At 71.1% G+C, this 26466-nt stretch carries 25 protein-coding genes; 11 read left to right on the top strand and 14 right to left on the bottom strand.

What is annotated here, in order from left to right; translation table 11 throughout:
- Nucleotides 1-37: 37 nt before the first annotated feature.
- Together cydD and cydC are read left to right on the top strand one after the other, a co-directional pair.
- On the top strand, nucleotides 38-1951 hold the full coding sequence (gene cydD, locus AB3X10_RS13975; protein ID WP_369975705.1) for a thiol reductant ABC exporter subunit CydD: 1914 nt from the start codon (nucleotides 38-40) through the stop codon (nucleotides 1949-1951).
- Nucleotides 1948-3624: a thiol reductant ABC exporter subunit CydC gene (cydC, locus tag AB3X10_RS13970; protein ID WP_369975704.1), complete on the top strand. Its 1677-nt coding sequence runs from the start codon at nucleotides 1948-1950 to the stop codon at nucleotides 3622-3624. Before cydD ends, cydC begins: the two co-directional genes overlap by 4 nt.
- Nucleotides 3625-4152: 528 nt before the next feature.
- Here the strand turns inward: cydC and metX are convergent.
- The 10 genes from metX to ccmA form a co-directional block, all read right to left on the bottom strand.
- Nucleotides 4153-5265, bottom strand: coding sequence for a homoserine O-acetyltransferase MetX (gene metX / locus AB3X10_RS13965; protein ID WP_369975703.1), 1113 nt, complete (start codon nucleotides 5263-5265; stop codon nucleotides 4153-4155).
- A 200-nt stretch (nucleotides 5266-5465) separates the two neighbouring features.
- The gene (locus AB3X10_RS13960) at nucleotides 5466-6545 is read right to left on the bottom strand and encodes a tetratricopeptide repeat protein (protein WP_420018510.1); all 1080 of its coding nucleotides are present in this window, start codon (nucleotides 6543-6545) and stop codon (nucleotides 5466-5468) included.
- 4 nt (nucleotides 6546-6549) lie between these two features.
- The gene (locus AB3X10_RS13955) at nucleotides 6550-6999 is read right to left on the bottom strand and encodes a cytochrome c-type biogenesis protein (RefSeq protein WP_369975700.1); all 450 of its coding nucleotides are present in this window, start codon (nucleotides 6997-6999) and stop codon (nucleotides 6550-6552) included.
- Entirely contained in the window at nucleotides 6996-7598 is a 603-nt protein-coding gene (locus AB3X10_RS13950) for a DsbE family thiol:disulfide interchange protein (protein ID WP_369975698.1), read from the bottom strand. The genes AB3X10_RS13955 and AB3X10_RS13950 overlap by 4 nt, the downstream gene beginning before the upstream one ends.
- Nucleotides 7598-9532, bottom strand: coding sequence for a heme lyase CcmF/NrfE family subunit (locus AB3X10_RS13945; RefSeq protein WP_369975696.1), 1935 nt, complete (start codon nucleotides 9530-9532; stop codon nucleotides 7598-7600). The genes AB3X10_RS13950 and AB3X10_RS13945 overlap by 1 nt, the downstream gene beginning before the upstream one ends.
- 123 nt (nucleotides 9533-9655) lie before the next feature.
- Complete coding sequence (gene ccmE / locus AB3X10_RS13940) at nucleotides 9656-10108, bottom strand: cytochrome c maturation protein CcmE (RefSeq protein ID WP_369975694.1); 453 nt, start codon at nucleotides 10106-10108, stop codon at nucleotides 9656-9658.
- Complete coding sequence (locus AB3X10_RS13935) at nucleotides 10105-10278, bottom strand: heme exporter protein CcmD (RefSeq protein WP_145700508.1); 174 nt, start codon at nucleotides 10276-10278, stop codon at nucleotides 10105-10107. Before AB3X10_RS13935 ends, ccmE begins: the two co-directional genes overlap by 4 nt.
- A complete protein-coding gene (gene ccmC, locus AB3X10_RS13930; protein WP_145700504.1) occupies nucleotides 10275-11024 on the bottom strand; it encodes a heme ABC transporter permease CcmC in 750 nt (249 codons plus the stop codon). Before ccmC ends, AB3X10_RS13935 begins: the two co-directional genes overlap by 4 nt.
- Nucleotides 11025-11129: 105 nt before the next feature.
- The gene (gene ccmB, locus AB3X10_RS13925; RefSeq protein WP_206228506.1) at nucleotides 11130-11825 is read right to left on the bottom strand and encodes a heme exporter protein CcmB; all 696 of its coding nucleotides are present in this window, start codon (nucleotides 11823-11825) and stop codon (nucleotides 11130-11132) included.
- On the bottom strand, nucleotides 11822-12469 hold the full coding sequence (gene ccmA / locus AB3X10_RS13920) for a heme ABC exporter ATP-binding protein CcmA (RefSeq protein WP_047324868.1): 648 nt from the start codon (nucleotides 12467-12469) through the stop codon (nucleotides 11822-11824). The genes ccmB and ccmA overlap by 4 nt, the downstream gene beginning before the upstream one ends.
- A 222-nt stretch (nucleotides 12470-12691) precedes the next feature.
- On the opposite strand from ccmA, the gene AB3X10_RS13915 reads away from it, so the two are divergent.
- From AB3X10_RS13915 to AB3X10_RS13905, 3 genes are all read left to right on the top strand, one after another.
- On the top strand, nucleotides 12692-13840 hold the full coding sequence (locus AB3X10_RS13915; RefSeq protein WP_369975692.1) for a pyridoxal phosphate-dependent aminotransferase: 1149 nt from the start codon (nucleotides 12692-12694) through the stop codon (nucleotides 13838-13840).
- A gap of 145 nt (nucleotides 13841-13985) precedes the next feature.
- Nucleotides 13986-14816 carry an amidohydrolase gene (locus AB3X10_RS13910; RefSeq protein WP_369975690.1) on the top strand — a complete coding sequence of 277 codons (831 nt, stop codon included), beginning with the start codon at nucleotides 13986-13988 and terminating at the stop codon, nucleotides 14814-14816.
- A 90-nt stretch (nucleotides 14817-14906) separates the two neighbouring features.
- Nucleotides 14907-15344, top strand: coding sequence for a hypothetical protein (locus AB3X10_RS13905; protein WP_179563979.1), 438 nt, complete (start codon nucleotides 14907-14909; stop codon nucleotides 15342-15344).
- Between the two features lie 82 nt (nucleotides 15345-15426).
- Here AB3X10_RS13905 and AB3X10_RS13900 read toward each other — a convergent pair whose 3' ends face one another.
- A complete protein-coding gene (locus AB3X10_RS13900; protein ID WP_369975689.1) occupies nucleotides 15427-16119 on the bottom strand; it encodes a hypothetical protein in 693 nt (230 codons plus the stop codon).
- A 190-nt stretch (nucleotides 16120-16309) separates the two neighbouring features.
- Between AB3X10_RS13900 and AB3X10_RS13895 the strand changes: the two genes are divergently transcribed.
- Complete coding sequence (locus tag AB3X10_RS13895) at nucleotides 16310-16936, top strand: hypothetical protein (protein ID WP_369981829.1); 627 nt, start codon at nucleotides 16310-16312, stop codon at nucleotides 16934-16936.
- A gap of 369 nt (nucleotides 16937-17305) precedes the next feature.
- On the opposite strand, the gene AB3X10_RS13890 is transcribed toward AB3X10_RS13895, so the two are convergent.
- The 3 genes from AB3X10_RS13890 to AB3X10_RS13880 are packed head-to-tail and all read right to left on the bottom strand — an operon-like array spanning nucleotide 17306 to nucleotide 20835.
- Entirely contained in the window at nucleotides 17306-18865 is a 1560-nt protein-coding gene (locus AB3X10_RS13890) for a pseudouridine synthase (RefSeq protein ID WP_369975688.1), read from the bottom strand.
- On the bottom strand, nucleotides 18858-19874 hold the full coding sequence (gene scpB / locus AB3X10_RS13885; protein WP_369975686.1) for an SMC-Scp complex subunit ScpB: 1017 nt from the start codon (nucleotides 19872-19874) through the stop codon (nucleotides 18858-18860). The genes AB3X10_RS13890 and scpB overlap by 8 nt, the downstream gene beginning before the upstream one ends.
- A 22-nt stretch (nucleotides 19875-19896) precedes the next feature.
- Entirely contained in the window at nucleotides 19897-20835 is a 939-nt protein-coding gene (locus tag AB3X10_RS13880; protein WP_369975684.1) for a segregation and condensation protein A, read from the bottom strand.
- Nucleotides 20836-21197: 362 nt separating this feature from the next.
- On the opposite strand from AB3X10_RS13880, the gene AB3X10_RS13875 reads away from it, so the two are divergent.
- The 5 genes from AB3X10_RS13875 to AB3X10_RS13855 all read left to right on the top strand — a co-directional run bounded on the left by AB3X10_RS13875 (nucleotide 21198) and on the right by AB3X10_RS13855 (nucleotide 26453).
- Nucleotides 21198-21497 carry a YciI family protein gene (locus tag AB3X10_RS13875; RefSeq protein ID WP_369975682.1) on the top strand — a complete coding sequence of 100 codons (300 nt, stop codon included), beginning with the start codon at nucleotides 21198-21200 and terminating at the stop codon, nucleotides 21495-21497.
- Nucleotides 21494-21793, top strand: a complete 300-nt coding sequence (locus AB3X10_RS13870; RefSeq protein ID WP_369975680.1) for a BolA family protein — start codon at nucleotides 21494-21496, stop codon at nucleotides 21791-21793. The genes AB3X10_RS13875 and AB3X10_RS13870 overlap by 4 nt, the downstream gene beginning before the upstream one ends.
- A 248-nt stretch (nucleotides 21794-22041) precedes the next feature.
- The gene (locus AB3X10_RS13865; protein ID WP_369975679.1) at nucleotides 22042-23058 is read left to right on the top strand and encodes a LacI family DNA-binding transcriptional regulator; all 1017 of its coding nucleotides are present in this window, start codon (nucleotides 22042-22044) and stop codon (nucleotides 23056-23058) included.
- A gap of 117 nt (nucleotides 23059-23175) precedes the next feature.
- Nucleotides 23176-26139 carry a TonB-dependent receptor gene (locus AB3X10_RS13860; RefSeq protein WP_369975677.1) on the top strand — a complete coding sequence of 988 codons (2964 nt, stop codon included), beginning with the start codon at nucleotides 23176-23178 and terminating at the stop codon, nucleotides 26137-26139.
- A 95-nt stretch (nucleotides 26140-26234) separates the two neighbouring features.
- The gene (locus AB3X10_RS13855; protein WP_369975675.1) at nucleotides 26235-26453 is read left to right on the top strand and encodes a hypothetical protein; all 219 of its coding nucleotides are present in this window, start codon (nucleotides 26235-26237) and stop codon (nucleotides 26451-26453) included.
- The last annotated feature ends 13 nt before the right edge of the window (nucleotides 26454-26466 follow it).

Here is a 26466-nt window from a genome sequence, read left to right as displayed (position 1 = left end):
CTTACAATGGCGGCCCGTTCGCCGCGCCGAGCCCGTTTTGACCGATCCCGCCGAGCCGTCCGCCGCACCGCCTGCCGAGTCGCCGCACCTGCGGCAGCAACGCGTGCGCTGGCTGGCGTCGCTGGGCGCGGCGGCGCGCGGGCGGCAGCGGCTGGCCGCGGCGGCGATCGGCCTGTCCGGCGCGCTGCTGATCGTGCAGGCCGGCGCCATCGCCTGGCTGCTGCAGGCCCTGCTGGTCGAGCATCGCGAGCTGCGGCAGGCGCTGCCGGCCTTGGCGCTGCTGGCGCTGATGCTGGTCGTGCGCGCGCTGCTCGGCGCCTGCGCGCAGGGCGCGGCTGGCGACGTCGCCGATGCGGCGAAGGCCGAGCTGCGCCGGCGCGTGTACCGGCGCCTGCTGCAGCGTGGCCCGCTGTGGCTGCGCGGGCAGCGCAACGGCGAACTGGGCGAATTGCTGCTCGCGCACGGCGATGCGCTGGACGGCTACTACGCCGGCTACCAGCCGGCGCGGCTGGAAGTGAGCGTGGTGCCGTTGCTGATCCTGCTCGCGGTGGGCTGGAGCGACTGGGTGGTGGGCCTGCTGCTGCTGTGCACCGCGCCGCTGGTGCCGATCTTCATGATGCTGGTGGGCTGGGGCGCGGAAGCGGCCGGGCGTCGCCAGCTGCGCGAGCTGGCGCGCATGGGCGGGCATTTCGCCGACCGGCTCAAGGGCCTGGGCCTGCTGCGCCTGTACGGCCGCGGCGAGGACGAACTGCGCGGCATCGCCGCCGCCGCCGAGGGCGTGCGCGAACGCACCCTGAAAGTGCTGCGCATCGCCTTCCTGTCCTCCACCGTGCTCGAGTTCTTCGCCTCGGTCAGCGTGGCGATGGTGGCGATGTACCTGGGCCTGAGCTACCTGGGCATGATCGCGCTGCACGCCACGGTGCCGACCCTGGGCGTGGGCGTGTTCTGCCTGCTGCTGGCGCCGGAGTTCTACGCGCCGCTGCGGCGCCTGGCCGCGCATTACCACGACCGCGCCAATGCGCTGGCCGCCGCCGCCGAGGTGGAGCGCCTGCTCGGCGAGCTGCCGGATGCGGCGGCATCGGTGTCACTGCCTGGGGCGTCGCCCGCTACGGCCGCGGCGTCCGCGTCGCCGCCTGCGCCGTTGCGGCCGGCGTCGCCTGCGCTGACGGCGTCCTCGCTGCCGGCAGCGCCCGGTGAGCCAAGAGTGCCTGCGGCGTCCGCGGTGTCTGCAACGCCCGCGATGCTCGAAGTGCCAGCAGTGCCTGCAATGCCCGCGGCGATGGCGACGCCAGCGGCTCCTGAGCAGACGCTGCTTCGCGCCGAGAGCCTGACGCTGCGCCCGCAGGGCGCGCGCTGCGACGCGTTGCGCGATCTGTCCTTCAGCCTGCGGCCCGGCCAGCGCCTGGCCCTGGTCGGGCCCAGCGGCAGCGGCAAGAGCACGCTGCTGGAAGCGTTGGCCGGCTGGCTGCCGCCGCGCGCCGGCAGCCTGCAGCTGCGGCCCGGATTGCGCGTCGCCTATGCCGGGCAGCGCCCGTACCTGTTCCACGGCAGCATCGCCGACAACCTGCGCCTGGCCGCCCCGCAGGCCAGCGCCGCGCAGCTGCAGGCCGCGGCCGAGGCGGCGCAGGTCATGCGCTTCGCCGCGCGCCTGCCGCTGGGCCTGGACACGCCGATCGGCGAACGCGGCTTCGGCCTGTCCGGCGGCGAGGCGCGGCGCATCGGCCTGGCGCGCTTGCTGCTGCGCGATCCGCAACTGCTGCTGCTCGACGAACCCACCGCCTTCCTCGATCCGGACACCGAGGCCGAGCTGCTGCGCACGCTGGCCGCCTTCAGCCAGGGCCGCAGCGTGATCGTCGCCACCCACAGCGAGGCGGCGATGCGCTGGGCCGACAGCCTGCTGCGGCTGCCGGCGCGCAGCGCGGCGGACGCCGCGACCGGAGCCGCCTCATGAGCGGGCCGGCGCGCGACGACCTGCGCAGCGTGTTCGGCCGCCACGCCGGCCGCCTGCTGCTGACCGCGTTGCTGCTGTTGTGCACGATGCTGGCCGGGGTCGGCCTGCTCGGCCTGTCCGGCGGCTTCCTGACCGCCGCGGCGCTGGCCGGCGTAGCTGGCATGGGCAGCGGCTTCAACTTCTTCTCGCCCTCGGCCGGCATCCGCGCGCTGACCTTCGCCCGCATCGCCTCGCGCTACGGCGAGAAGCTGGTCGGCCACGACGCCACCTTGCGCATCGCCCGCGACCTGCGCGTGTGGTTCTTCCGCCGCGCGCTGCCGCTGGCGCCGGCCAGGCTCGGCGCCAGCCGCACCGGCGAACTGCTGGCGCGCCTGATGTCCGACATCGGCGAGGTCGACGGGCTGGTGGTGCGCGCATTGGGGCCGCTGGCCGCCTTGCTCGGCATCGGCGTGGCCGGCGTGGCCGCGGCCGCGGCGATCTACTGGCCGGCGGCGCTGGTGTTGGCGGCGCTGGCGCTGGCGATCGGCGCCGGCGTGCCGTGGGTGGTCGCGCGCGGCGGCCGCGTGCGCGAGCAGCGCCGCGCGCAGCAGCGCGAGACGCTGCGCACGCTGGCCTACGAAGGCCTGGAAGGCGCCGCCGACCTGGCCGCGCTGGACGCGCAGGCCGCCTGGATCGCGCGCGTGGACGCCAGCGCGCAGGACCTGCGCGCGCAGGACCGTCGCCAGCGGCAGCGCCTGATCGGCGGCAATGCGCTGCACGCGCTGTGTGCCGCGCTTGGGCTGCTGGCGATGCTGTGGCTGGCGCTGGGTGCGGCGCGCGCCGGGCTGATCGGCGCCGAACAGGCGGCCGGGCTGATCTTCCTGGCCGTGGCCCTGCTCGAAGTCTGGGCCGGCGCCGGGCTGGCCTGGCAGGCGCTGCAGTCCGGCCGCGTTGCCGCGCAGCGGCTGCAGGCAATTGCCGGGCAGAGCGCGCCCGTGGCCGACGGCGCGCAGCCGCAGCCGGTCCCCGCCGCCGGCGAGGTGCGCTTCGACGGCGTGGTCTTCGCCTGGCCCGGCGAGACCCGGCATGTGCTCGATGGCATCGACCTGCGCATCGCGCCGGGCGAGCGCGTGGCCATCTGTGGCGACAGCGGCAGCGGCAAGACCACCTTGTCGGCGCTGTTGCTGCGGCTGTGGGATCCGCAGCAGGGCAGCGTCCGTTTCGCCGGCGTGGACCTGCGCGACCTGGCCCAGGCGCAGTGGCACCAACGCATCGCCTGGTTGCCGCAGGGCGCGCCGGTGTTCGCCGGCAGCGTGCGCGACAACCTGCGCCTGGGCGCGGCCGACGCCGACGACGCCACCCTGCAGCGCGCGCTGGCCGACGTGCGCCTGGACGCCTGGCTGCACGAGGTCGGCGGCCTGGACGCCTGGCTGGGCGAGAACGGCGCCACCATGTCCGCCGGCCAGGCGCGGCGCCTGGCCCTGGCCCGCGCGCTGCTGCGCAACGCCCCGCTGCTGGTGCTGGACGAACCCACCGAAGGCCTGGACGTGGACACCGCGCAGGCCCTGCTGCGCGACCTGAGCCAGGCGCTGGGCCAGCGCAGCCTGCTGCTGATCAGCCACGACGCGCTGCCCGAAGGCGTGGTGCATACGCGCTATCGGCTGCAGCAGGGGCGGCTGCAGGCCGAAGCGTAGCAGTGGGCTGCGCGGCGCCAAGATAGCCATCGACGAGCGCGCGTCCTGAGCTGCGATCGACCATGACGCGCCGCGTGGAGTGGCAGCAACCGGATGCAGTCGGGACTGAAGTCCCTCCCACAAGGAACGCGCGCGGCGCCTGCATGTCGGGGCTGAAGCCCCTCCTAAAAAAGCATTCGACGCCTGCGCGTCCAGCAGAATCCCCGTAGGAGCGGCTTCAGCCGCGACGAGCGCAGCGGCGAAGCATCCGCCAGCGCCTACATGGGCTGAAGACCCTCCTAAAAAAGCATCCGACGCCTGCGCGTCCAGCAGAATCCCTGTAGGAGCGGCTTCAGCCGCGACGAACGCAGCGGCGAAGCATCCGCCAGCGCCTGCATGTCGGAGCTGAAGCCCCTCCTGCAAAAGCATCCGACGCCTGCGCGTCCAGCAGTATCCCTGTGGAGCGACTTCAGTCGCGACGAACGCAGCGGTGAAACATCCGCCTGCGCGCACGACGAAGCAGCCCGCTCCGCACCACGAAGCGACCGCCTACAGCGCGTCCAGGAACCCCTTCACCGCCGGCCCGAAGCGCGCGAAATCGACCAGGAACGCGTCGTGTCCCTGCGGCGAGTCCAGGCCCAGGAACTGCGCGTCGGCGCCGCCGGCGCGCAGGCCGTCGGCGATCTGCTGTTGTTGCTGCACCGGGAACAGGATGTCGGTGTTGGCGCCGATCGCCAGCGCGCGCTCGACGCGGATCGTGGCCAGCCCGGCCAGCACGTCGCCGCCGGCGTATTCGGCCAGGTCGAACCAGTCCATCGAGCGGCTCAGGTACAGGTAGCAGTTCGGATCGAAGCGGCGCACGAAGCGCCGCGCGTGGCCTTCCAGGTAGCTTTCGACCTGGAATTCCAGGCCGAACGGATCGTCGTCGGCCTGGTCCGAATCCAGCCGCACGCGGCCGAAGCGGCCGTCCCATTCCAGCGCCGAGCGGTAGGTGATGACGCCCAGCTTGCGCGCCATGCGCATGCCCGATTCCGGATACGTGGCCTCGTCGTAGTCGCCGCCGTTCCAGTTCGGATCCAGGCGGATCGCCTCGCGCTGCAGCGAGCGGATCGCGATCGAGAACGGCAAGGCCTGCGCGCTGCCGGAGATGTTGATGTGGCTGCGCGCCAGCCCGGGATGGCGGCGCAGCAGCGCCAGCGCGGTCATGCCGCCCATCGAGTTGCCGATCAGGCACGCCAGCCGGTCGATGCCCAGCGCACGCACCACGTGCGCGGCGGCGTCGGCCACGTCCTCGATCGACAGTTCCGGGAAGCGCAGGCGATACGGTCGCGCGTTGTCCGGATCCGGCGAGGCCGGCCCGGTCGAGCCCTTGCAGCTGCCCAGCGAATTCACGCAGATCACGAACCAGCGCTGCGTGTCGATCGGCTTGCCGGCGCCGAGCATCGCCTCCCACCAGCCGGGGCTGGGATCGTCGGCATGCGCGGCGGCATGCGCGTCCGGCGACAGCCCGGTGACGATCAGGATCGCATTGCCGCGGTCCGCCGCCAGCGTGCCCCAGGTCTCGTAGGCGACGCGCGCATCGCGCAGCTGGCCGCCGCGCTTCATCGGGAACGGCGAGGGCAGGGCGAGGAAGCGGCTGCCGGCAGGAATGAATTCGGTCATGCGCCGATTCTAGCGGTGCGGCGGCGGATGCGGCGTGCGTGCGCGTGCCCGGCGAAGGAGACGCGTAGACGAAGCCAGCAACGAGCGGCGCCCCTGTAGGAGCGGCTTCAGCCGCGACAGGCATTTTCCGCAACCGACATGTTCCTGGCGCCCGTGTCGCGGCTGAAGCCGCTACTACAGGAGAACCCGAGCGCGCCGCGTCATGGCGTCCCGATCACCAACTCCACCGGCGTCGCCGCCGGCAGCGTCACCGTCACCGGCGCCGATTCCAGGTCGCCTTCCTGGCGCAGCGCGTTGCCGCTGTTGGAGAGGCGCGCCAGGACCTGCACCTGCCTGAGCTGCGACAGCTTCTGCGTCGGCATCGGGCTGTCGGCGTCGCTGAGGGTCACGCGCAGCGGCAGCGATTGCAGCGGGTGCTTCTGCACCGCAACCGGCATCGGCGGGCCGCCGGGCACGCGCGCGATCACGAACACGCTGGCGTCGCCGCGCAGGCGCACGCGCGCGGCGAATTGCGGATCCAGCGCGACCGTGACGGTGAGCGCGGCGGCGGAGGCGGGCGCCGCCTGCGCGCCGGTCGCCGTCGCGCCCGGGCCGCTCGCCGTTGCTGTCGCCGTCGCGGGCGTGGCGGCCGGCGCCGGCAGCGCCGGCAAACCGGCATCGGCGCGCGCCGCGTCGATCTGCGGGCGCAGCGCGGCGGCGGTGGCCGCATCCACGCGCGGCAGCAGCGCTTCCCAGGTCGCGGCGGCCTCGGCGTGCTGGCCGCGCTGGCGCTGCGCGATGCCCAGGAACCAGGCGGCACGCTCGCCGTTCGGCTCGACCTGCAAGGCATGCCGCAGCCAGGCGATGCCCTGGTCGTCGAACTGCCGCTGCGGCGCGGCCAGCGCGCGCGCTTCGGCGGCCTGCACCAGCAACTGCGGCTCGTCCGGCGCCAGCTGCACCGCGCGCGCGAACGCCGCCGCGGCCTCGGTGGGGCGGCCCAGCGACATCTGCGAACGCGCCAGCAGCGCCCAGCCGTCGGCGCGGGTGGGATCCTTGGCCAGCGCCGCCTGCAGCTGCGCCACGCCGTCCTCGAGATTGCGCGGCGCCTCGCGGTTCTGCGCCAGCAGCGCACGCGGCGTGCCGACCAGCGCGTACAGCGCGGCGGCGGCCACGCCCAGCGCCAGCACCGCCACGACCAGCAGCGCGCTACCGCCGCGCTGGCGCCGCAACGGCCACAGCATCGCGCCGAACAGCAGCGCTGCCAGCCCCGCGGCCAGTGCATGCATGCCCCAGCTCAGCATCGCCTCACCATTCCTGTTCGTCCTGCGCCGGCGGCGCAGCGTCGGCCGGCGCGCGGCGGCGCACGATCCGGACCAGGACCAGCGCGCCGGCGCCGAGCAGCGCCAGCGGGCCGAACCACAGCAGCCAGGTGCGCGATTCCACCTGCGGCCGGTACAGCACGAACTCGCCGTAGCGGTCGACCAGGAAGCGCTTGATCTCCGCGTCCGAATGCCCCTGCTGCATCAGTTGCAGCACTTCGCGGCGCAGGTCCAGCGCGATCTGCGCATGCGAGTCGGCCAGCGACTGGTTCTGGCACTGCACGCAGCGCAGTTCGGCGGTCAGCGCATGGAAACGCGCCTCCTCGGCCGCCGAGCGATAGGCCGGCGGGGTCGGGTCGGCCACCGGCTGCGCGCCCAGCGGGCCGGCGCATGCCAGCAGCAGGAGCAGCAGCGGCGCGCGCCAGCGACGCATCACGGTGCGGCCCGGCCCTGTCTGGCGGTCGGCGCATCGCGTTCGGCCTGCAGCAGTGCCGGCAGCAATTCGTCCTGCACGATCTGGTCGGTCAACGCGCCGGAATGCTTCCAGCGCACCACGCCGCGCGCATCGACCAGGAAGGTTTCCGGCGCCGCGGCCACGCCCCAGTCGATCGCGGTGCGGCCGTCCGGATCGAACAGCACCACGAAGAACGGGTTGCCCAGCTGTTCCAGCCAGTGCAGCGCGTCTTCGCGGGTGTCCTTCCAGTCGTAGCCGATCACCCGCACGCGCTTGGTCAGCGCGAAGCGGGTCAGCACCGGGTGTTCCTCGCGGCAGGTGGCGCACCAGCTGCCCCACACGTTGAGCACGTACGGCGCGCCGCGCAGCTCGGCGCTGCGCACGCGGATCGACGCGTCGTGCAGCACCGGCAGCTCGAACGCCGGCGCCGGCTTGCCGATCAGCGCCGACGGCAGCGCATCGCGATCGGCCACCCCGGACCGCTGCACCGCATAGAACATCAGCGCCAGCAGGCCGAGGAAGAACAGCGTGCCGAGCACGATGGCGGGCAGCGGCAGGCGGCGGGGAGCGGGGGCGGACATCAGGCTTTCTCCGGGGAACGACGGAAGCGCCGGTCGCCGGCGGTGACGAAGCCGCCCAGCGCCATCAGCGCCGCGCCCAGCCAGATCCAGCGAACGAACGGTTTGACATGCAGGCGCATCGCCCAGGCGTTGCCGCCCAGCGGTTCGCCCAGGGCGATATAGACGTCGCCGAACAGGCCGGGGTGGATGCCGGCCTCGCTCAGGCTCTGGCCGCCGCTGGCATAGACGCGCTTTTCGGGATGCAGCAGCGCCAGCGGGCGGTCGTCGCGCAGCACCTGCACGTGCGCGCGGTCGGACACGTAGTTGGGGCCGCGGGTCTGCTGCAGGCTCTGGAACTCGAACCGGTAGCGGCCCATCTGCAGGCTCTGCCCCGGCGCCAGCGCCACTTCGCGCTGCTGGTCCAGCGCCTCGACCAGCAGCGCGCCGGTCAGGAACACCGCGATGCCGGCGTGGGCCAGGGTCATGCCCAGCATCTCGGCGGTGAAGCGGCTGCCCTTGAGCTGCACGCGGCTCCACACGAAACGCGCGGTGCCGAGCAGCACCCAGGCCGCGCCGGCCACGCCGGCGGCGGTCTTCCACGGTCCCTGCGGGGCCAGGAAGAAGCCGAGCACGCCGGCCAGCAGGGCAAGGCCCGCCCATGGCGCCAGCAGCGCCAGCGGCCGCGACGGCTGTTCGCGCTGCCAGCGGGTCAGCGGCCCGAACGGCAGCAGCGCCACCAGCGGCGCCATCAGCACCACGAACAGGGTGCCGAAGTAGGGCGGGCCGACCGACAGCTTGCCCAGTCCGAGTGCGTCGGCCAGCAGCGGATACAGCGTGCCCAGCAGCACCATCGCGCAGGCGCAGGTCAGCAGCAGGTTGTTGGCCAGCAGCAGGGTCTCGCGCGAGGACGCGGCGAAGCGTTGGCGTTCGTCGCCGGCGCTGGCGCCGATGCGGCCGCCGCGCAGCGCGTACAGCAGCAGCGCGCCGCCGCAGACCAGGCTCAGGAACACCAGGATGAACAGGCCGCGGCCGGGATCGGCGGCGAACGAGTGCACGCTGGTCAGCACGCCCGAGCGCACCAGGAAGGTGCCCAGCAGCGACAGCGAGAACGCGGCGATCGCCAGCAGCAGCGTCCATGCGGCGAAGCTGCCGCGCTTCTCGGTCACCGCCTGCGAATGCAGCAGCGCCGCGCCGGCCAGCCACGGCATGAAGCTGGCGTTCTCCACCGGATCCCAGAACCACCAGCCGCCCCAGCCCAGCTCGTAGTACGCCCACCAGCTGCCCAGGGCGATGCCGATGGTCAGGAAGCCCCAGGCCACGTTGGTCCACGGCCGCGTCCAGCGCAGCCAGCGCGCGTCGACCTGGCCGTCGAGCAGCGCGGCGATGGCGAACGCGAACGGCACCGCGAAGCCGACGTAGCCGGCGTACAGCAGCGGCGGGTGGATCACCAGGCCCGGGTCCTGCAGCAGCGGGTTGAGGTCGCGGCCTTCCAGCGGCGCCGGCAGCAGCCGCGCGAACGGGTTGGAGGTGAACAGCAGGAACGCCAGGAAGCCCAGGCTGACCAGCGCCAGCGTGCCGATCACCCGCGCCATCACCGGCGCCGGCAGGCTGCGCGAGCACAGCGCCACCGCGCCGGTCCACAGCGCCAGGATCAGCGTCCACAGCAGCAGCGAGCCTTCGTGCGCGCCCCACACCGCCGAGTAGCGGTACATCAGCGGCAGCAGCGAGTTGGAGTTCTCGGCCACGTAGGCCACCGAGAAATCCTGCACCAGGAACGCATGGGTCAGCACCACGAAGGCGCCGGCGACCAGCGCCAGCTGCGCGAACGCCGCCGGCCGCGCCACCGCCATCCAGCGCGCGTCGCCGCGCTGCGCGCCGGCCAGCGGCAGCACCGCCTGCAGCAGCGCGGCGAGCAGCGCCAGGATCAGCAGGATCTGGCCGAGTTCAGGCAGCATGGGGTGTGCGCCGGGACGCGGGACCCGGGACTCGGGACCCGGAAAAGCCAACGCTCAGGCCACGCGCAGTCTTGCTGTTACGAGTCCCGGGTCCCGAGTCCCGAGTCCCGCAAAACGCTCCGGTCACCGCGCCGCCTCCGCCACATCGTGCTTGCGGTGCGCACTGCCCATCTTCTCTTCCAGTTCCTTGGGCATGTAGGTCTCGTCGTGCTTGGCCAGCACGTCCTCGGCCACGAACACGCCGTCGCGCATGCGCCCGGTGGCCACCACCGCCTGGCCCTCGCGGAACAGGTCGGGCAGGATCCGGTCGTAGCTGACGGTCAGCTGCGCGTCGCCGTCGGTGACCCGGAACCGCGCCAGCAGCGAGCCGGGCGCGCGCTGGAACGAGCCTTTCTCGACCATGCCGCCGAGCCGGAAGCGCGCGTGCTCGCCGGTCTTGCCGGCCAGCACTTCGGCCGGGGTGTACAGGTAGGCGGTATTGCGCTGCAGGGCCATCGCCACCAACGTGGTGGTCAGGCCCGCGGCCAGCACCAGCACCATCAACAGCAGCAGGCGGCGCTTGCGCTGCGGGGTCATCGGCTCAGGTCCAGCGCGGCCGGGTCGGCCTTGGGCTGGCGCTTGCGCTGCGCGCGCAAGCGCGCCGCGCGCAGGGCGCCGCGCAGCTGCAGCCGCGCCAGCACGAAGTCGGCCAGCAGCACGCCGGCGAACACCGCATAGGCGCCGACCACGTAGGGCAGGTAGTTCATGCGCGCGTCTCCGCCAGTTTCGCCACCCAGTCCTTGCCGGCCTCGCGGCGCAGGTTGTCGGCGCGCGCGCGCGCCAGCAGCGAGCCGGCGAACCAGAACTTGGTCGCCGCCACCATCAGCCACAGCGGCGGCAGCATGCTCGGGTCCATGCTCGACTGGCCGAACAGGCGGATGGTCTGGCCCTGGTGCAGCGAGTTCCACCACACCACCGAATAGCGGATCACCGGCAGCAGCACCACGCCGACGATGGCCAGCAGCCCGGCCGCGCGCGCGGCGTTGCGGCGGTCCTCGATCGCCAGGTACAGGCCCATCACCCCGATGTACAGGAACAGCAGGATCAGTTCGGTGGTCAGGCGCGGGTCCCAGTCCCACCACGCGCCCCACATCGGCTTGCCCCAGATGCTGCCGGTCAGCAGGGTGATCACGGTGAAGGCGGCGCCGATCGGCGCACAGGCCATCGCCAGCACCTCGCACAGCTTGATCCGCCACACCTGCGCGATCGCCGCGTACAGCGCCATCAGCCCGAACACGAACAGGCTCATCCAGGCGCTGGGCACGTGGATGTAGAGGATGCGGAAGGCGTCGCTCTGCAGGCGGTCGGCCGGCACCACGAACAGCGCCTGCCAGATCCCCAGCCCGCCCAGCAGCAGCGCGGCCAGGTAGCACCACGGCGTCCAGCGCGCGGCGAAGCGGTCGAAGGCGGGGGGCGAGCCGAGTTGGTGGAACCAGCGGACGACGGAGGACATGCGGTCGATTCTAGCGGGCGGGAGGCTTGCTTCGGTGCGGCGACAGCGGTGCAACAATAGACCAGATGGTACGGCGCGCGCCGCGCGGACGCTGCGCCAACACGCTCAGCTCAACGAGATCCGGATCGCCGCCGCCGCCGCCAGCGGCGCCAGCACCAGACCCAGCACCAGCCCGGCCGCCAGCAGCAGCAGGCCGCCGCCGGGGTCCAGGCCCTGCGCCGCCGCGGCCACGCTGCCGGCGCCGAACACCAGCACCGGCACGTACAGCGGCAGCGCCAGCAGCGCGACCAGGATCCCGGCGCGCTTCATGCTCACCGTCAGCGCCGCCACCACCGCGCCGATCAGGCTCAGCAGCGGCGTGCCCAGCGCCAACGATGCCAGCAGCACCGGCATGCGGTCATGCGGCAGGTGCAGCAATTCGCCCAGCAGCGGGGTGGCCACGATCAGCGGCAGCGCGGTGGTCAGCCAGTGCAGCAGCACCCGCACCAGCACCAGCCAGGCCAGCGGCACCGGCGCCAGCAGCCACTGTTCCAGCGAGCCGTCCTCGGCGTCGCCGCGGAACAGGCTGTCCAGCGCGAGCAGTCCGGCCAGCAGCGCCGCCAGCCACAGCGCGGCGCCGGCGACCTCGCCGAGCAGGCGCGGCTGGTTGCCCAGCGCCAGCGCGAACAGGGCCACGATCAGCAGCGCGAACAGCGCCGGCTGCAGCGCGTCGCCGCGGCGCCGCCACAGCAGGCGCAGGTCGCGCAGCAGCAGCGCCCGGGTGGCCTGCCACAGCGAGGGAACCGGCGCGGCCAGGCTCATGCGGCCACCCCGCTCAGGCTCAGCATGCGCGTGCGCACCGGCGGCGCGGCGTAGGCGCCATGGGTGGTGACCAGCGCCGCGCCGCCGCTGCGCAGGTGCGCGGCGATCATCCGGTTGACCAGGGTGATGCCGTCCAGGTCGAGGTTGGCGTAGGGCTCGTCGAGCAGCCACAGCGGCGCCGGCGACAGCCACACCCGGGCCAGCGCCAGGCGCTTCTTCTGCCCGGCCGACAGCTGCCGCACCAGGGTGTCCTCGTAGCCGGCCAGGCCGACGATGGCCAGCGCGCTGCCCGGCATCTGCTTGGCGCGGCGGCCCTGCAGGCCGCACAGGTAGTGCAGGTTCTCCAGCGTGCTCAGGTCCGCCTTCAGCGCGCCCAGGTGACCCAGGTAGGCCATGTAGCGCGCGCGGTCGCCGCGGCGCACCGGACGGCCGTCGATCTCGATGCGCCCGGCCTCGGCGCGCAGCAGCCCGACCAGCACCCGCAGCAGGGTGGTCTTGCCGGCGCCATTGTCGCCCTGCACCAGCAGCGCCTCGCCCGCGTCCAGGTGGAAATCCAGCGGACCGAACACGGCGGCGTCGTCGCGGGCGAAGGTGAGCCCGTGCGCGGCCAGCAGCGGCGGCGGGGAATGCAGCGGATCGGTCATCGGCGAAGGGCCGCAGCGGGACGGGCGCGGCGGCAGGCGGTGGCGGCGGGAGCCGCGCATTGTATCGGCATGCGGCGCTCCGGCGCGGGCGCCGCGGCGGCGGCTGCATGCCGGCGGCGGCGCCGCGCGCCATGCGGGGAACGCTGTTTTGCATGCCGCCGCCGCATCGCCGGCAGGCGGCTTTGCGTACACTCGGCGCTTTCCCGTTTCCGTAGCCGACGCATGCTCCCGCAGACCAAGCTGCCCAAGGTGGGCACCACCATCTTCACCGTGATGTCGCAATTGGCCGCCGAGCACGGCGCGGTCAACCTGGGCCAGGGCTTTCCCGACTTCGCCGCGCCGGCGCGGCTGATCGACACGCTCGCCCAGGCGATGCGCGACGGCCACAACCAGTACCCGCCGATGACCGGGGTGCCGGTGCTGCGCCAGGCGATCGCCGGCAAGGCGCTGCGCTGCTACGGCGCGCAGGTCGACCCGGACACCGAGGTCACCGTGACCAGCGGCGCCACCGAGGCGCTGTTCAACGCCATCCACGCGGTGGTGCGGCCGGGCGAGGAGGTGATCGTGCTGGATCCGGCCTACGACAGCTACGAGCCGGCGATCGACCTGGCCGGCGCGCGCGCGGTGCACGTGCCGCTGGACCCGCAGACCTTCGCGGTGGACTGGGAGCGGGTGCGCGCGGCGATCACCCCGCGCACGCGGCTGCTGATCCTCAACAGCCCGCACAACCCGTCCGGGGCGATGCTCGGCGCCGACGACCTGCAGGCGGTCGCCGACCTGCTGCGCGGCAGCGACATCTTCCTGATCTCCGACGAGGTCTACGAGCACATCGTGTTCGACGGCCGCCGCCACGAATCGGTGCTGCGCTGGCCGGAGCTGCGCGAGCGCGCCTTCGTCGTCTCCAGCTTCGGCAAGACCTACCACTGCACCGGCTGGAAGATCGGCTACGCGATCGCGCCGCCGGCGCTCAGCGCCGAATTCCGCAAGGTGCACCAGTACAACACCTTCACCAGCTTCGGCCCGGCACAGTACGCCTTCGCCGCGATGATCCGCGACGAACCCGAGCACGACGAACAGCTCGGCGCGTTCTACCAGGCCAAGCGCGACCGCTTCCGCGAACAATTGCTGACCACCCGGCTCGCCCCGCTGCCGGTGCCGGGCGGCTACTTCCAGCTGGTCGACTACTCGGCGGTCAGCGACTTGCCCGACACCGAATTCGTGAAGTGGCTGACCATCGAGAAGGGCGTGGCCGCGATCCCGCTGTCGCCGTTCTACCAGACCCCGCCGCCCGGCCAGCGCCTGGCGCGGCTGTGCTTCGCCAAGAACGAAGCGACACTGGATGCGGCGATCGAGCGGCTGCAGCGGCTCTGATGAGCCGCCGGGATTGGGGAGTCGGGATTGGGGATTCGTAGAAGCGAAGAACCGCCCGCGGAAACCTGGCTGCCTCAATCCAGATCAAGACCCGAACCCCGCTTTTGCCAATCCCCAATCCCGACTCCCCAATCCCGGCCCCACCATGACCGACCTGCGCATCTCCCTCGTCCAAGGCGACACCCGCTGGCACGATCCGGCCGGCAATCGCGCGCACTACGCCGAGCTGCTGGCGCCGCTGGCCGGCGCCACCGATCTGGTGATCCTGCCGGAAACGTTCACTAGCGGTTTCTCCAACGAGGCGCTGGACCAGGCCGAGGGCATGGACGGGCCGACCGTGGCCTGGATCCGCGAGCAGGCGGCGCGGCTGGGCGCGGCGGTGACCGGCAGCGCGCAGTTGCGGGTCATCGGCGAGGACGGCGCGGCCAAGGTCTTCAACCGCCTGCTGTGGGCCACGCCCGACGGCGAGCTGCGGCACTACGACAAGCGCCACCTGTTCCGCTACGCCAACGAGCACCAGCGCTACGCCGCCGGGCGCGAGCGGCTGTGCGTGGAGTGGAAGGGCTGGCGGATCAATCCGCAGGTCTGCTACGACCTGCGCTTCCCGGTGTTCTGCCGCAACCGCTACGACGTCGAGCGCCCCGGCGAGCTGGATTTCGACCTGCAGCTCTTCGTCGCCAACTGGCCGTCGGCGCGCGCCTACCCGTGGCGCACCCTGCTGCGCGCGCGCGCGATCGAGAACCTGTGCTTCGTGGCCGCGGTCAACCGGGTGGGCGAGGACGGCAACGGCCTGCACTATGCCGGCGACAGCGCGGTCATCGACTTCCTCGGCCAGCCGCAGCTGGAGATCCGCGAGCGCGAGCAGGTGGCCACCACCACGATCTCGGCGGCGGCGCTGGCCGCGCACCGCGCGCGCTTCCCGGCGATGCTCGACGCCGACGCCTTCAGCCTGGGCGCGCCCAACGCCGATCGCTGAACGGCGCCATGCCGGGCCGCGTGCGCTGACGCCGTCTTGCAGGGCGCGCTGCTAGGCTCGGCCCGGTTTCCCATCCACTGGAGCGTCGCCATGTACAACAAACTGTTGACCACCGCCGCGCTGCTCGCCGGCATCGCCTTCATGCCGCAGGCGCATGCCGCCGGCAACATCGATTGCCAGCTGCGCTTCAACCTCTCGGGCTGGTCGGTGTTCTACAAGACCGCCACCGGCACCGGCACCATCACCTGCGACAACGGCTCCAAGATCCCGGTCAAGATCAGCGCCAAGGGCGGCGGCCTGAGCGTGGGCAAGTCGAAGATCGTCGACGGCCGCGGCCGCTTCACCGGCGCCTATACGCTCAACGACCTGTTCGGCACCTACGCGACCGCCGAGGCGCATGCCGGCGCGGCCAAGTCCTCCGACGCGCAGGTGATGACCAAGGGCGATATCTCGCTGGCCCTGGCCGGCACCGGCAAGGGCTGGGACCTGGGCGTGGCGGTGGGCGGCTTCACCATCGAGCGGCGCTGAGCCGCGCGGCGCCGTCCGCGATCGCGACGGCGCCGAGGCGCCGCGGTCTTCGCGAAGAAGGCCGCAGCGCCGACAGCCCGGCTTACTGCTGGGCGAACACCCAGGCCAGCTGGCCGCGCACCGGTTCCCTGGTGGCCAGGGCCTGCCTGTACAGCGTACGTGCCGCCCAGCACGCGTCCTCGTCGCTGGCCTGCGCCATCTGCGGCAGCACCTTCACCAGGCGCTGCTGCTGGTCGGAGGGCAGGGCGGTGATCAGGCTGGTCATCGCCGCTTCGACATCGGCCGGCGCCACCGTCTGCGGCGGCGTATTGCTCAGCTGCGCATCGGTGGCCTTGAGCGACACGTCGAACCATTGATCGATCTGCGCCGGCGGCAGCGTCTCCAGCCCCTGCAGCATCGCCGCGCTCATCGCCTGCGCATCGTTCGGGTTGCCGCCGCGGGCCAGCAGCGCGCACTTGGGCACGTCCACCTTCTCGCTGACCGCGGCGAGGATCTCCAGGCGCTGTTCCAGGGTGGCGTGGTCCAGGCGGGCGATGCCCTTCTGCGCCAGTTCGAAGCCGGCCTGCTGCGCCTTCGCCTTGTCGCCCTGCTTGAGCAGCGCCACATAGCGCGGGTCGTTGACCAGCTTGCGCAGCATGCGGTCGAACGGCGCGTGCAGCGGCGAACTCTTGGGGTAGGGGTTCTGCGCGGCGGCGACTTCTTCCTGCACCTTCTTGCAGGCGCCGAGGCTCAGCACGGCGGCGATCAACAGGGGCAGCAGCATCTTCCGTGACATGGATTATCCTGATCGGTAGAGGCGCGGCCGGGGAAGTCGGCCGCAAGGGCGGCTAGGATATCGGCTTGGCGCGCGTTGCGCATCGGTGTCGTGGAGAGTGCGGTCGGTCGGGCGGAAACGGCGCAGACGCGCGCGCGTCGCGACGCGGATTCCGGCACGGGACCAAGGTGGAGCTGGGAGGAGCAATTCGATGCGCAGAATCGTATTCGCTGCTGCACTCATGACGTCCTTGTGGATGCGCGGCGCAACGGCCGCCGAGCCGAGCGCGCCGGCGTGCGAGATCGACAGGCCGACGCTGCTGGCGCTGGACCAGCAACACTTCGATCAGGACGTGGGCAATGGCGGCGGCGGTTGGCGCGCCGTCGCGGCGCGTCCGGGTTGCGAGGTGGCCGCCGCCGACCTGATCCGCGACTACCGGAAGGCGCATCCCGGCGACGCCAGCATTCTCTACTGGCACGAGGGGCAACTGCGTGCGTTCGCCGGCGATTACCCGGCCGCGATGGCGCTGATGCAGGCGTCCAAGAAGCCCGCGCAGCAGGATCCCGCCGGCTGGAATCCTTACGTGGATGCGACGATGGCCTTCCTCGCCCACGACAGGAAGGGGCTGGCCGCGGCGCAGCAGGCGCTGCAGGCGGTGCCGCCGTCGCCGGAGCTGCCGCCGTTGAAGGACGGTTTCATCGAACTGCCGATGCAGGATGGGCAGATGCTGAAGATGCGCTGGCCGCCGAATGCCGACGTGGTCGAAGGGCTGGCGCGCTGCATGGAAAAATCCTACGCGGTGGCGTACAGCCAGCAATGCCGGGCGGGCACGCCGTAGCCGGCAGGGCCGGAGCATGGCGCGCTTCGTCGGTACCGGCCGCCATCGCGATCCTCGAGGCCGATGGCCTGGACGCTGCGGGCGGCTCGGCGATGGCCGACGCGCTGAATCTGCGCGCGCATTTCGCTGGCGCATTGCGGTGAGCGATCGGCGCAGCGACGCTGTGGCCGCCTGATCGCCCGCCTGATGCATTGCCGCTCCGGCGTGCATCGCCTCGATCGGCATCGCCGCACGTCACGCTGGCGTCGTCGGCAGCCACCGCGTGTCCAGCACCTGCCGCCTGCCACAGCTGCATCAGCAAAAAGGGCGCCCGCAGGCGCCCTTCGTCTCGGTTGCGCGACCGGCACCGAGGTGCCGGCCGCATCGCGCTCAGCCGCCGCCGCGCGGGCCGCGGTTGCCGCCGCCGGGGCGGCCGCCGCCACCCGGACGCCCGCCGCCGGGGCGATTGCCGGCCGGGCGACCGCCCGGGCCGCCCGGACCGCGCTTCTGCCCGTCGGCGCGCGGGCCGGCCGGACGCGCCGAGCGCGGCGCGGCGCCGTAGGGGCTGAAACCGGGGTTGGCGTGGTCGGACGGGAAGCTCGGCGCATTGCCCGGATGCCCGTACGGATGCGCCTTGCGCTGGCCTTGTCCCTGACCCTGGCCGCGGCCCTGGCCTGCGCCCTGGCCGGCACCGGCGCCGGCGGGGCGCGGCTTGCCGTAGGGGCGGCCCTGACCCTGGCCCGGGCCGCCCCGCGAGGCGGGGCCGGCATTGCGGTGGCCGGTCGGGCCGGTGCTGACGCCATCGGGCACGTACCAGGTGCGGAACGCGGCGGGGTTGCCGTCCGGCAGCGGCTTGGGGCCCTTCGGGCTGCGCTGCTTGAACGGCTTCTGCGCCTGCTTGGCCGCCATCTCGCCGCTGACGGTCAGCCCGCCGTGCGGCTTCTTGCCGCCGCGGCCGCGGCCGCGGTCCTCGCGGAAGTTGTCGAAGCGGCGCAGCTCGCGGCCTTCGTCGGCGACGTTGTGGCCGTTGACGTAGGCGTTGCCGCCGCGGCCGACCTGCACGGTGGCCTTGGCCGCCTTGCGCTGGCCGATCACCGGCTGCAGGGTCAGCGCCGACGGCGTGCCTTCTTCCAGCTTCAGCTCGGCGCGCAGCGCCTCGACCTTGTCCTGCGCCAGTTCCAGCGACTGCCCGCGCAGCAGTTCGCGCGGCAGGCCCACCTTGCCGTAGCGGGTGCGCTTGAGGCGGCTGACCTGGCAGCCCTGCGATTCCCACAGCCGGCGCACTTCGCGGTTGCGGCCTTCCTTGACCACCACGCGGAACCAGTCGTGCGAATCGGTGCCGCCGATGCGTTCGATCTCGTCGAACTTGGCGCCGCCGTCCTCCAGCAGCACGCCGCGCGAGAGGCGCTCGACCATGCTGTCGGGCACCTTGTCCTCGCCTTCCGGGGCGCGCACGCGCACCACGTACTCGCGCTCGATCTCGTAGGACGGATGCATCATCGCGTTGGCCATCTCGCCATCGGTGGTCAGCAGCAGCAGGCCGGTGGTGTTGATGTCCAGGCGGCCGATCGCGATCCAGCGTGCGCCCTTCAGCGCCGGCAGCGCCTCGAAGATGGTCGGGCGGCCTTCGGGATCCTCGCGCGTGGTCACTTCGCCTTCGGGCTTGTTGTAGATCAGCACGCGCGCCGGCTCGGTCAGCGCGCTGGCGACGAAGCTGCGGCCGTCCAGCTCGATCCTGTCGCCGCTCTTGACCGACATGCCGGTCTGCGCGACCTCGCCGTTGACCTTGACCAGGCCGTCGGCGATGCGCTGCTCCAGCGCGCGGCGCGATCCCAGGCCGGCCTGTGCCAGCACCTTGTGCAGGCGTTCTTCCAGTTTCGGCTGCTCGCCGGCGGCATCGCGCTTGAGCGAGAGCTTGTTCAACGACAGCTTGCGGGAGGTGTCACTCATTTACTTGGCTCCGGCCAGCGCGGGCTGCGTCGGCCTGTGGTTCGGAATCGGCATCGTCAACAGCCACGGTCGTCGTCGCGACGGCGTTGTCTTCGGCTTCGTTCGCATCCGCCGCGCGCTTGCCCGGCGCGGCTTCGGGTTCGCCCGTCGGGGCGGTGTCGCTGGCCGAGGCCGCCGCCGCGGTGGCGGCGTCTGCATCGGTTTCGGTTTCGTTGTCGGTATCGGTAGGGCTGTCCGCGGCGGCAGTGGCGTCCGCAGCGGCGGTCCCGGTCGCGGTGTCGGCCTGTGCTTCGTCCAGGTCGGCTGCGGTATCGTCGTCGTCGGCGGCGGCGGCGGCGGCGGCGGCGTCGCTCGCCGCGGCGGGCGACGCTTGGTCCGCGTCGGCCGGGGCGGCATCGGCGTCCGCCGCGTCCGCGCCGGCCTGGGCGATGTCGCCGACCGGCAGCGTGTCGCGGTCCAGCTGCAGCTGCGGTTCCAGTTCGCCGATGTCCTTCAGTTCCGACAGCGGCGGCAGTTCGTCCAGGCGCTTGAGCCCGAAATAGTCGAGGAAGCCTTTGGTGGTGCCGAACAGCGCTGGCTTGCCGGGCACGTCGCGGTGGCCGACCACGCGGATCCACTCGCGCTCTTCCAGCGCCTGGATGATGTTGCTGCTCACCGCCACGCCGCGCACCTGTTCGATCTCGCCGCGGGTGATCGGCTGGCGGTAGGCGATCAGCGCCAGGGTCTCCAGCGTGGCGCGGGTGTAGCGGGTCTTGCGTTCGGTCCACAGCCGCGCCACCCACGGGTGCACCTCGCTGCTGACCTGGTAGCGGAAGCCCGACGCCACTTCCACCAGTTCCACGCCGCGCCCGGCGCAGGCCTCGCGCAACCGCTCCAGCGCGCGCTCGATGCTGCCCGGCGGCGCCGGCTCGTCCTCGGGGAACAGGCCGTGCAGCTGGGCCAGCGGCAGCGGTTGGTTGGCGGCGAGCAGGGCGGCCTCGACGATGCGGTTGATCAGCGCTTGATCCATGCGTGGGTGGGTCTTCGTGGACTCAGGTAGGGTCGTTGGCGGCGTCGGTATCGTCGAACTCGCTGTTGAACTGCAGCGGTTCGTTGGTGTTGCCCAGCGCCAGCGACTTGACGTAGATCGGCGCCAGCGGCAGCCGTTCGCCATTGCGCACGACGTGCTCCATCGGCTCCTGGACGATGTCCAGCAGCTGTTCCTTGGCCAGTTCCAGCAAGGCCAGGAAGGTGACCAGCACGCCGAGCTTGCCTTCCTCGGCGTTGAACAGCGACTCGAACCGGTAGAACCGGCCGTCGTCCAGGCGGCTCAGCACATCGCCCATCCGCTGCCGCACGCTCAGCGCCTCGCGCTTGATCGCGTGGCCGCTGAACAGTTCGGCGCGCTTGAGCACGTCGTACAGCGCCAGCAACATCTCCTTCAGTTCCACCGGCGGCGGCAGCTTCACCGCGGCGCGGTCCGGCACGTGCGCCTGCACCGGCGTGGTGTCGCGGTCCTGCCGCGGCAGCGCGTCGATGTCCTCGGCGGCCTGCTTGAAGCGCTCGTACTCCTGCAAGCGGCGTACCAGCTCGGCGCGCGGGTCGGCTTCCTCGCCTTCCTGCGCCGGCGGCCGCGGCAGCAGCATCCGCGACTTGATCTCGGCCAGGATCGCGGCCATCACCAGGTATTCGGCCGCCAGTTCGAAGCGCAGCTCCTGCATCACGTTGATGTAGTCCACGTACTGCCGGGTGATCTCGGCGACGGGGATGTCCAGGATGTCCAGGTTCTGCCGGCGGATCAGGTACAGCAGCAGGTCGAGCGGGCCTTCGAACGCATCCAGGATCACTTCCAGCGCATCCGGCGGGATGTACAGGTCCTGCGGGATCTGCAGCACCGGTTGCCCATGCACCACCGCCAGCGGCATTTCCTGCTGCTGTGGCGCGGTCGACTGGATTGGCGGGTTCGCGTCGAGCGCGAGTTCGGAGGTCATCGGTTGGACATCAGGTGTTGCGGTAGCGAAGGGCCGGGCAGGGGCGATCCGGCTCGGCTCCCTGCCTGCAGGACTGCGGTTCACGTCGGGCCATCCCCGCAACGCGATCCGCACTTCGACAGGACACAAGGCGTACGCCGCACGAGTCGCGGCGACGGGACAGCTTGAGGAGGACGTCTGCGCGGGCGGTGTCAGGCAGCGAATCGGTCGTCGGAAGGGGCTGGGGCGCCAATCACCGACGGGCCGCTGCATCCGGCCGCGTGCAATGGAACCAAGGGTAATGCGCCAGCCGGGTCGGTGTCCAGCGCCGTGGCGCTAGAATTGTGCGGGGTTCATATGCGAAGCGAAGGGCAGGTGGCGGGATGTGGTACGTGATCGAGGGATACGACGGCGCCGATGCGTTGCCGCGGCGGGCGGCGGCGCGGCCGGCGCACCTGGCCCGGCTGGTGGCGTTGCAGGAGGAGGGGCGCCTGCTGCTGGCCGGCCCGTGCCCGGCGATCGACGCCGAGGATCCGGGTCCGGCCGGTTTCAGCGGCAGCCTGGTGGTGGCCGCGTTCGACGCGCTGGCGCAGGCCCAGGCCTGGGCGCAGGCCGATCCGTACGTGGCCGCGGGGGTGTATGCGCGGGTCGAGGTGCGGCCGTTTCGGAAGACCCTGCCGTGAGCGGGCCTGCCGTGAGCGAGACCGCCGCGAGCCGGGTCGAGCGCATCCGTGCCGCGCTGCAGGCCGCGTTCGCGCCGCACGCGCTGCAGGTCGAGGACGACAGCCACCGCCATGCCGGCCATGCCGGCGCGCGCGACGGGCGCGGCCATTTCAATGTCCGCATCGTCAGCGCCGCCTTCGCCGGCATGGCGCCGCTGGCCCGGCACCGCGCGGTCTACGCCGCGCTCGGGGCGATGATGCAGAGCGACATCCATGCGCTGTCGATCCAGGCCGAGACGCCGCGCGACGCCGGCTGAGCGCGGCACCCGCACAGCGGCGCAGGCGCTGCGGGCGTCGCCGCGCAGGCGCCGCGGCGGGCGAAAAAGCCGGAATCTGCATGGCAATTATGTTGCGTCGCGGCATGATTCCGGCGATTTCGCATTCGATCAAGTGATTGAATTTAAAGTGTTTTATTGAAAAAATAACAAAAGGCTTCTGCCTCGCCCTGAAAACGATTACAGTCCGCGCCAGTTTCTCAATAGTCTCGGCCGCGGAGGGCGGCACGATGGCGAAGAGCGCGGTCACCATCAAAGATGTCGCACGCGAGGCGCGGGTATCCGTGGCCACGGTGTCGCGTGCGCTCAACGGCCACGAGAACGTCGCCGAGCCGGTGCGCAAGCTGGTGCTGGAGGTGGCCGAGCGGCTGCGCTACAGCCCGCACGCGGCCGCGCGCAGCCTCAGCAGCCGCCGCACCCAGACCCTGGGCGTGGTGCTGCCGGACCTGTACGGCGAATTCTTCTCCGAGCTGATCCGCGGCATCGACGGCGCCGCGCGCGCGCGCCGCCAGCACCTGCTGGTGTCCAGCTACCACGGCGATCCGGAAGAGCAGGGCCGCGCGCTGCGCGCGATGCGCGGGCGCGTGGACGGCCTGCTGGTGCTGTCGCCGTACGCCGAGCGTCCCGGCTTCCTCACCGACAACCTGCCGCAGGCGCTGCCGACGGTGCTGATCAACACCTACCTGCCGGGCGCCGAGTATCCGGTGCTGAGCATCGACGACCATGCCGGCGCGGTGGCGATGACCGAGCACCTGCTGGCGATGGGCCATCGCCGCATCGCCTTCGTCGGCGGCCCGGAACTGAACTTCGATGCGCGCGAACGCCTGCGCGGCTTCCGCGACGCCATCGCCGCGCACCCGGGCGCGGCCGGACAGGAGTTTCCCGGGCAGTTCGACGAAGCCTCGGGGCATCGCGCGGGGCAGGCGATGCTGCAGGCCGGCCCGCTGCCCGACGCGGTGTTCGCCGCCAACGACATGACCGCGCTCGGCTGCCTGTACGCGTTCGCGCAGGCCGGCGTGCGCGTGCCCGACGACATCGCCCTGGCCGGCTTCGACGACATCCCGCTGGCGCGCTTCGTTCACCCCTCTCTCACCACCATGCAGGTGAGTATCGCCGGCCTCGGCGAGCAGGCGATGCGGCGCCTGCTGCAGTTGATCGATCAACCCGGGAACGACGCGGGGCTTCGGCAGACGCTGACGCCGCTGCTCGTCGTGCGCGATTCCAGCCGCAATGTCATGAAGAAATAGGAGGAGCCACCTCGCCGTCGCCGCTGTCGCATGCCGTTTTCGACGCTGCACTTGCTGCACTTTTTTCCTTGTTTACGCAGTCGCTACAACAACTAAGAACCAACCTGGAGGGTTTTCATGCATCAACGTACTCAGACCGCGGCTAGGCCTGCGCGCAAGCTTCTCACCTGTGCGCTGGCCAGTTGCCTGCTGCTGAGCGCTGCGCCCGCGTTCGCGCAGAGCACCGCCGCCACGATCCGCGGGCAGGTCGCGCTGGATTCGGCGCAGGCGGCACAGGCGCAGGTCACGGCCACCAACCTGGCGACCGGTCTGTCGCGCACCGTGCAGGTCAGCAACGGCAGCTATGCGGTCGGCGGCCTGCCGCCGGGCTCGTACCGCATCGACCTGACCGCCAATGGCCAGACCACCACCCAGAACGTCACCGTGCAGGTCGGCCAGACCGCGACGCTGAACCTCGGCGGCGCGCAGCCCGCCAGCGCCAGTGGCGAAGGCGCCACCACGCTCGATGCGGTGCAGGTCACCGCGCCGCCGGTGCTGGTGGAGACGCGCACCTCCGAGAACGCCACCTATATCTCCAACGTGCAGATCGAGAAGCTGCCGCAGGCCACGCGCAACTTCCTGGAACTGGCCGACAGCGTGCCGAGCGTGCAGTTCCAGCGCGACGCCAAGGGCAACACCACGGTGCGCTCCGGCGCGACCTCGGCCAACGGCACCAACGTCTACATCGACGGCATCAGCCAGAAGAACTACGTGCTGACCGGCGGCGTCAGCGGCCAGGATTCCAGCCGCGGCAATCCGTTCCCGCAGTCGGCGATCGGCGAGTACAAGGTCATCACCTCCAACTACAAGGCCGAGTTCGACCAGGTCAGCAGCGCGGCGATCGTCGCCTCGACCAAGTCCGGCGGCAACGATTTCCACGGCAGTTTCTTCTGGGACACCACCAACGACGACTGGCGCGCCGAGAGCCCGCTGGAACGCGAGGCCGGCAAGCGCGACGACTTTTCCGAGACCCAGTACGGCGCGACCTTCAGCGGCCCGATCCTGCAGGACCGCGCGCACTTCTTCGTGGCCTACGAGGCCAAGGAATACACCACGCCCAACACGGTGATCCCCGGCGGCATCTATGCCGATCGCGTCGATCAGCTGCCTAGCCAACTGCAGCCGCTGGTCGCCACCTACAGCACCCCGTTCAAGGAAGACCTGTATTTCGGCAAGATCGACTGGACCATCGGCGACAACAGCCTGTTCGAACTGAGCGGCAAGTACCGCAAGGAAGACGAGCTGTCGGACATCGGCGACACCACCACCTATCAGCACGGGAGTACCAACGGCCAGGAAGAGAAGCGCGCCAACCTGCGCTGGCAGTACACCGGCGCCGCGTTCCTCAACGACCTCAACCTGAGCTACGAGAGCGCGTACTGGACCCAGGATCCGCTGACCAACGGCAGCGGCTACGTGCTGTCGTACGTGCCGCAGGCCGGCAACGAGACCACCATCCTCACCGCCGGCGCCGGCAGCAGCTACCAGAACAAGGGCCAGGAAGGCTGGACCCTGCAGGACGACCTGACCTTGAACAGCATGGACTGGCACGGCAGCCATACCGTCAAGATGGGCTTCAAGTACAAGGACATCGAACTGGATTCGACCCAGATCAATCCGGCCAATCCGCAGTACTACTACAACATCCTGACCGATACCGACACGCCGTACCGGGTGCGCTGGGGCGATACCAGCGGCGGTTCGGTGGTGTCCAAGAACAAGCAGTACGGCATCTACCTGCAGGACGACTGGGAGGTCAACGAGCACCTGACGCTGAACCTCGGCGTGCGCTACGACTACGAGAAGACCCCGTCGTTCCTCGACTTCGTCACCCCGGCCGACGTCGCCAGCGCGCTGCAGAACTGGAGCAACCTGGACAACGCCAACTACGACATCTCCAACTACATCAGCAACGGCCACAACCGCAAGGCGTTCAAGGACGCGTGGCAGCCGCGGCTGGGCTTCTCCTACGACCTGTTCGGCGACCAGGCGCACGTGATCTACGGCGGCGCCGGCCGCGCCTACGACCGCAACATCTTCGACTACCTGGCGCTGGAGCAGCTCAACAACAGCTTCAAGTCGTACAGCTACTACTTCAGCAGCGACAACAATGCCTGCCTGGGCGCCCCGTGCCTGCCCTGGAACGACAGCTACGCGACCCAGGCCGGCCTGGACGGCCTGGCCTCGGCCAACACCGGTGGCGGCGGCCGCGAGATCTACCTGATCGACAACAACATCAAGGTGCCGTACTCCGACCAGTTCAGCCTGGGCATGCGCAACATGGTGCACCTGTGGGGCAACGACTGGTACACCGACGTGACCCTGAGCCGGATCGTGAGCAAGGACGGCTTCGTGTTCCTGCGCGGCAACCGCCGTGCCGACGGTTCGTTCTTCCTGCCGGGCACCACCTCCGGCGTGCCGACCGATTCGCCGAACGGCTACAGCGCGATCGTGCTGGGCACCAACGGCCTGGAAACGCGCAACAACCAGCTGGCGCTGAAGCTGGACAAGCCCTACGACAAGGAATCGGGCTGGGGCCTGACCGTGGCCTACACCTTCTCCGACGCCAAGGAAAACCGCCAGTACGGCGAGCACTACGCGCTGGACCAGGCGTCGATGGCCGGCTACGGCTGGCGCGAGGCCGGCGGTATCCCGAAGAACCGCCTGGTGGTGACCGGCATCTACGAGCTGCCGTACGCCATCACCCTGTCGGGCAAGCTGTCGCTGGCCAGCCAGACCCCGCGCTACGGCACCAACTGCCTGGCCGGCAACGACCAGTGCTATATCATCCAGTACAAGCCGGATTCCACGCTGGGCTACAAGGAATTCAGCCTGGCGGCGAACAAGGAATGGGATACCGGCGCGGGCATCAAGTTCAACGTGCGCGCCGACGTCATCAACCTGTTCAACTGGACCAACTATGCGGACTACAACACCGACACCGGTACCTACGACGACCTCAACACGGCGTACGGCACCGCGAACGGGGTGTTGGCGTCGCCGATGCGCACGTTCAAGCTGTCGTTCGGCCTGAACTGGTAAATGCTGTGGCCGCGGCTCCCGAACCGGTTCGGGAGCCGCGGCGGTTGCAGGGCATGTTTTCGGAGTGGCTGTAAGCGATTGCCGGGACGCGCACGATGTCGAAACAGCGCGTCCGCGTCCGCGCGGTCCTGCCGCAGCGCGAGGAGGCGCTGCTCGGGCCGAGCGCGACGTTGCGGCAGGTCGTAGGCGATCGCAGCGTCAAATGTGGGAAAGGCATGGGCCGCGCAACGTCGTCGCTGCCCGTGTCTGCGGACATCTTGTTGGACTTCTTGCTCACATTCGGCCAATTCGCCATTCCTGCAACCAGAACATGAAGAACCCACGGGA

It is taken from the genome of Xanthomonas sp. DAR 80977 (genome assembly GCF_041240605.1).
Classification (GTDB): Bacteria; Pseudomonadota; Gammaproteobacteria; order Xanthomonadales; family Xanthomonadaceae; genus Xanthomonas_A; species Xanthomonas_A bundabergensis.
Note: the sequence above shows the minus strand (reverse complement) of the source record. Positions and strands in the feature narration are given on the sequence as shown.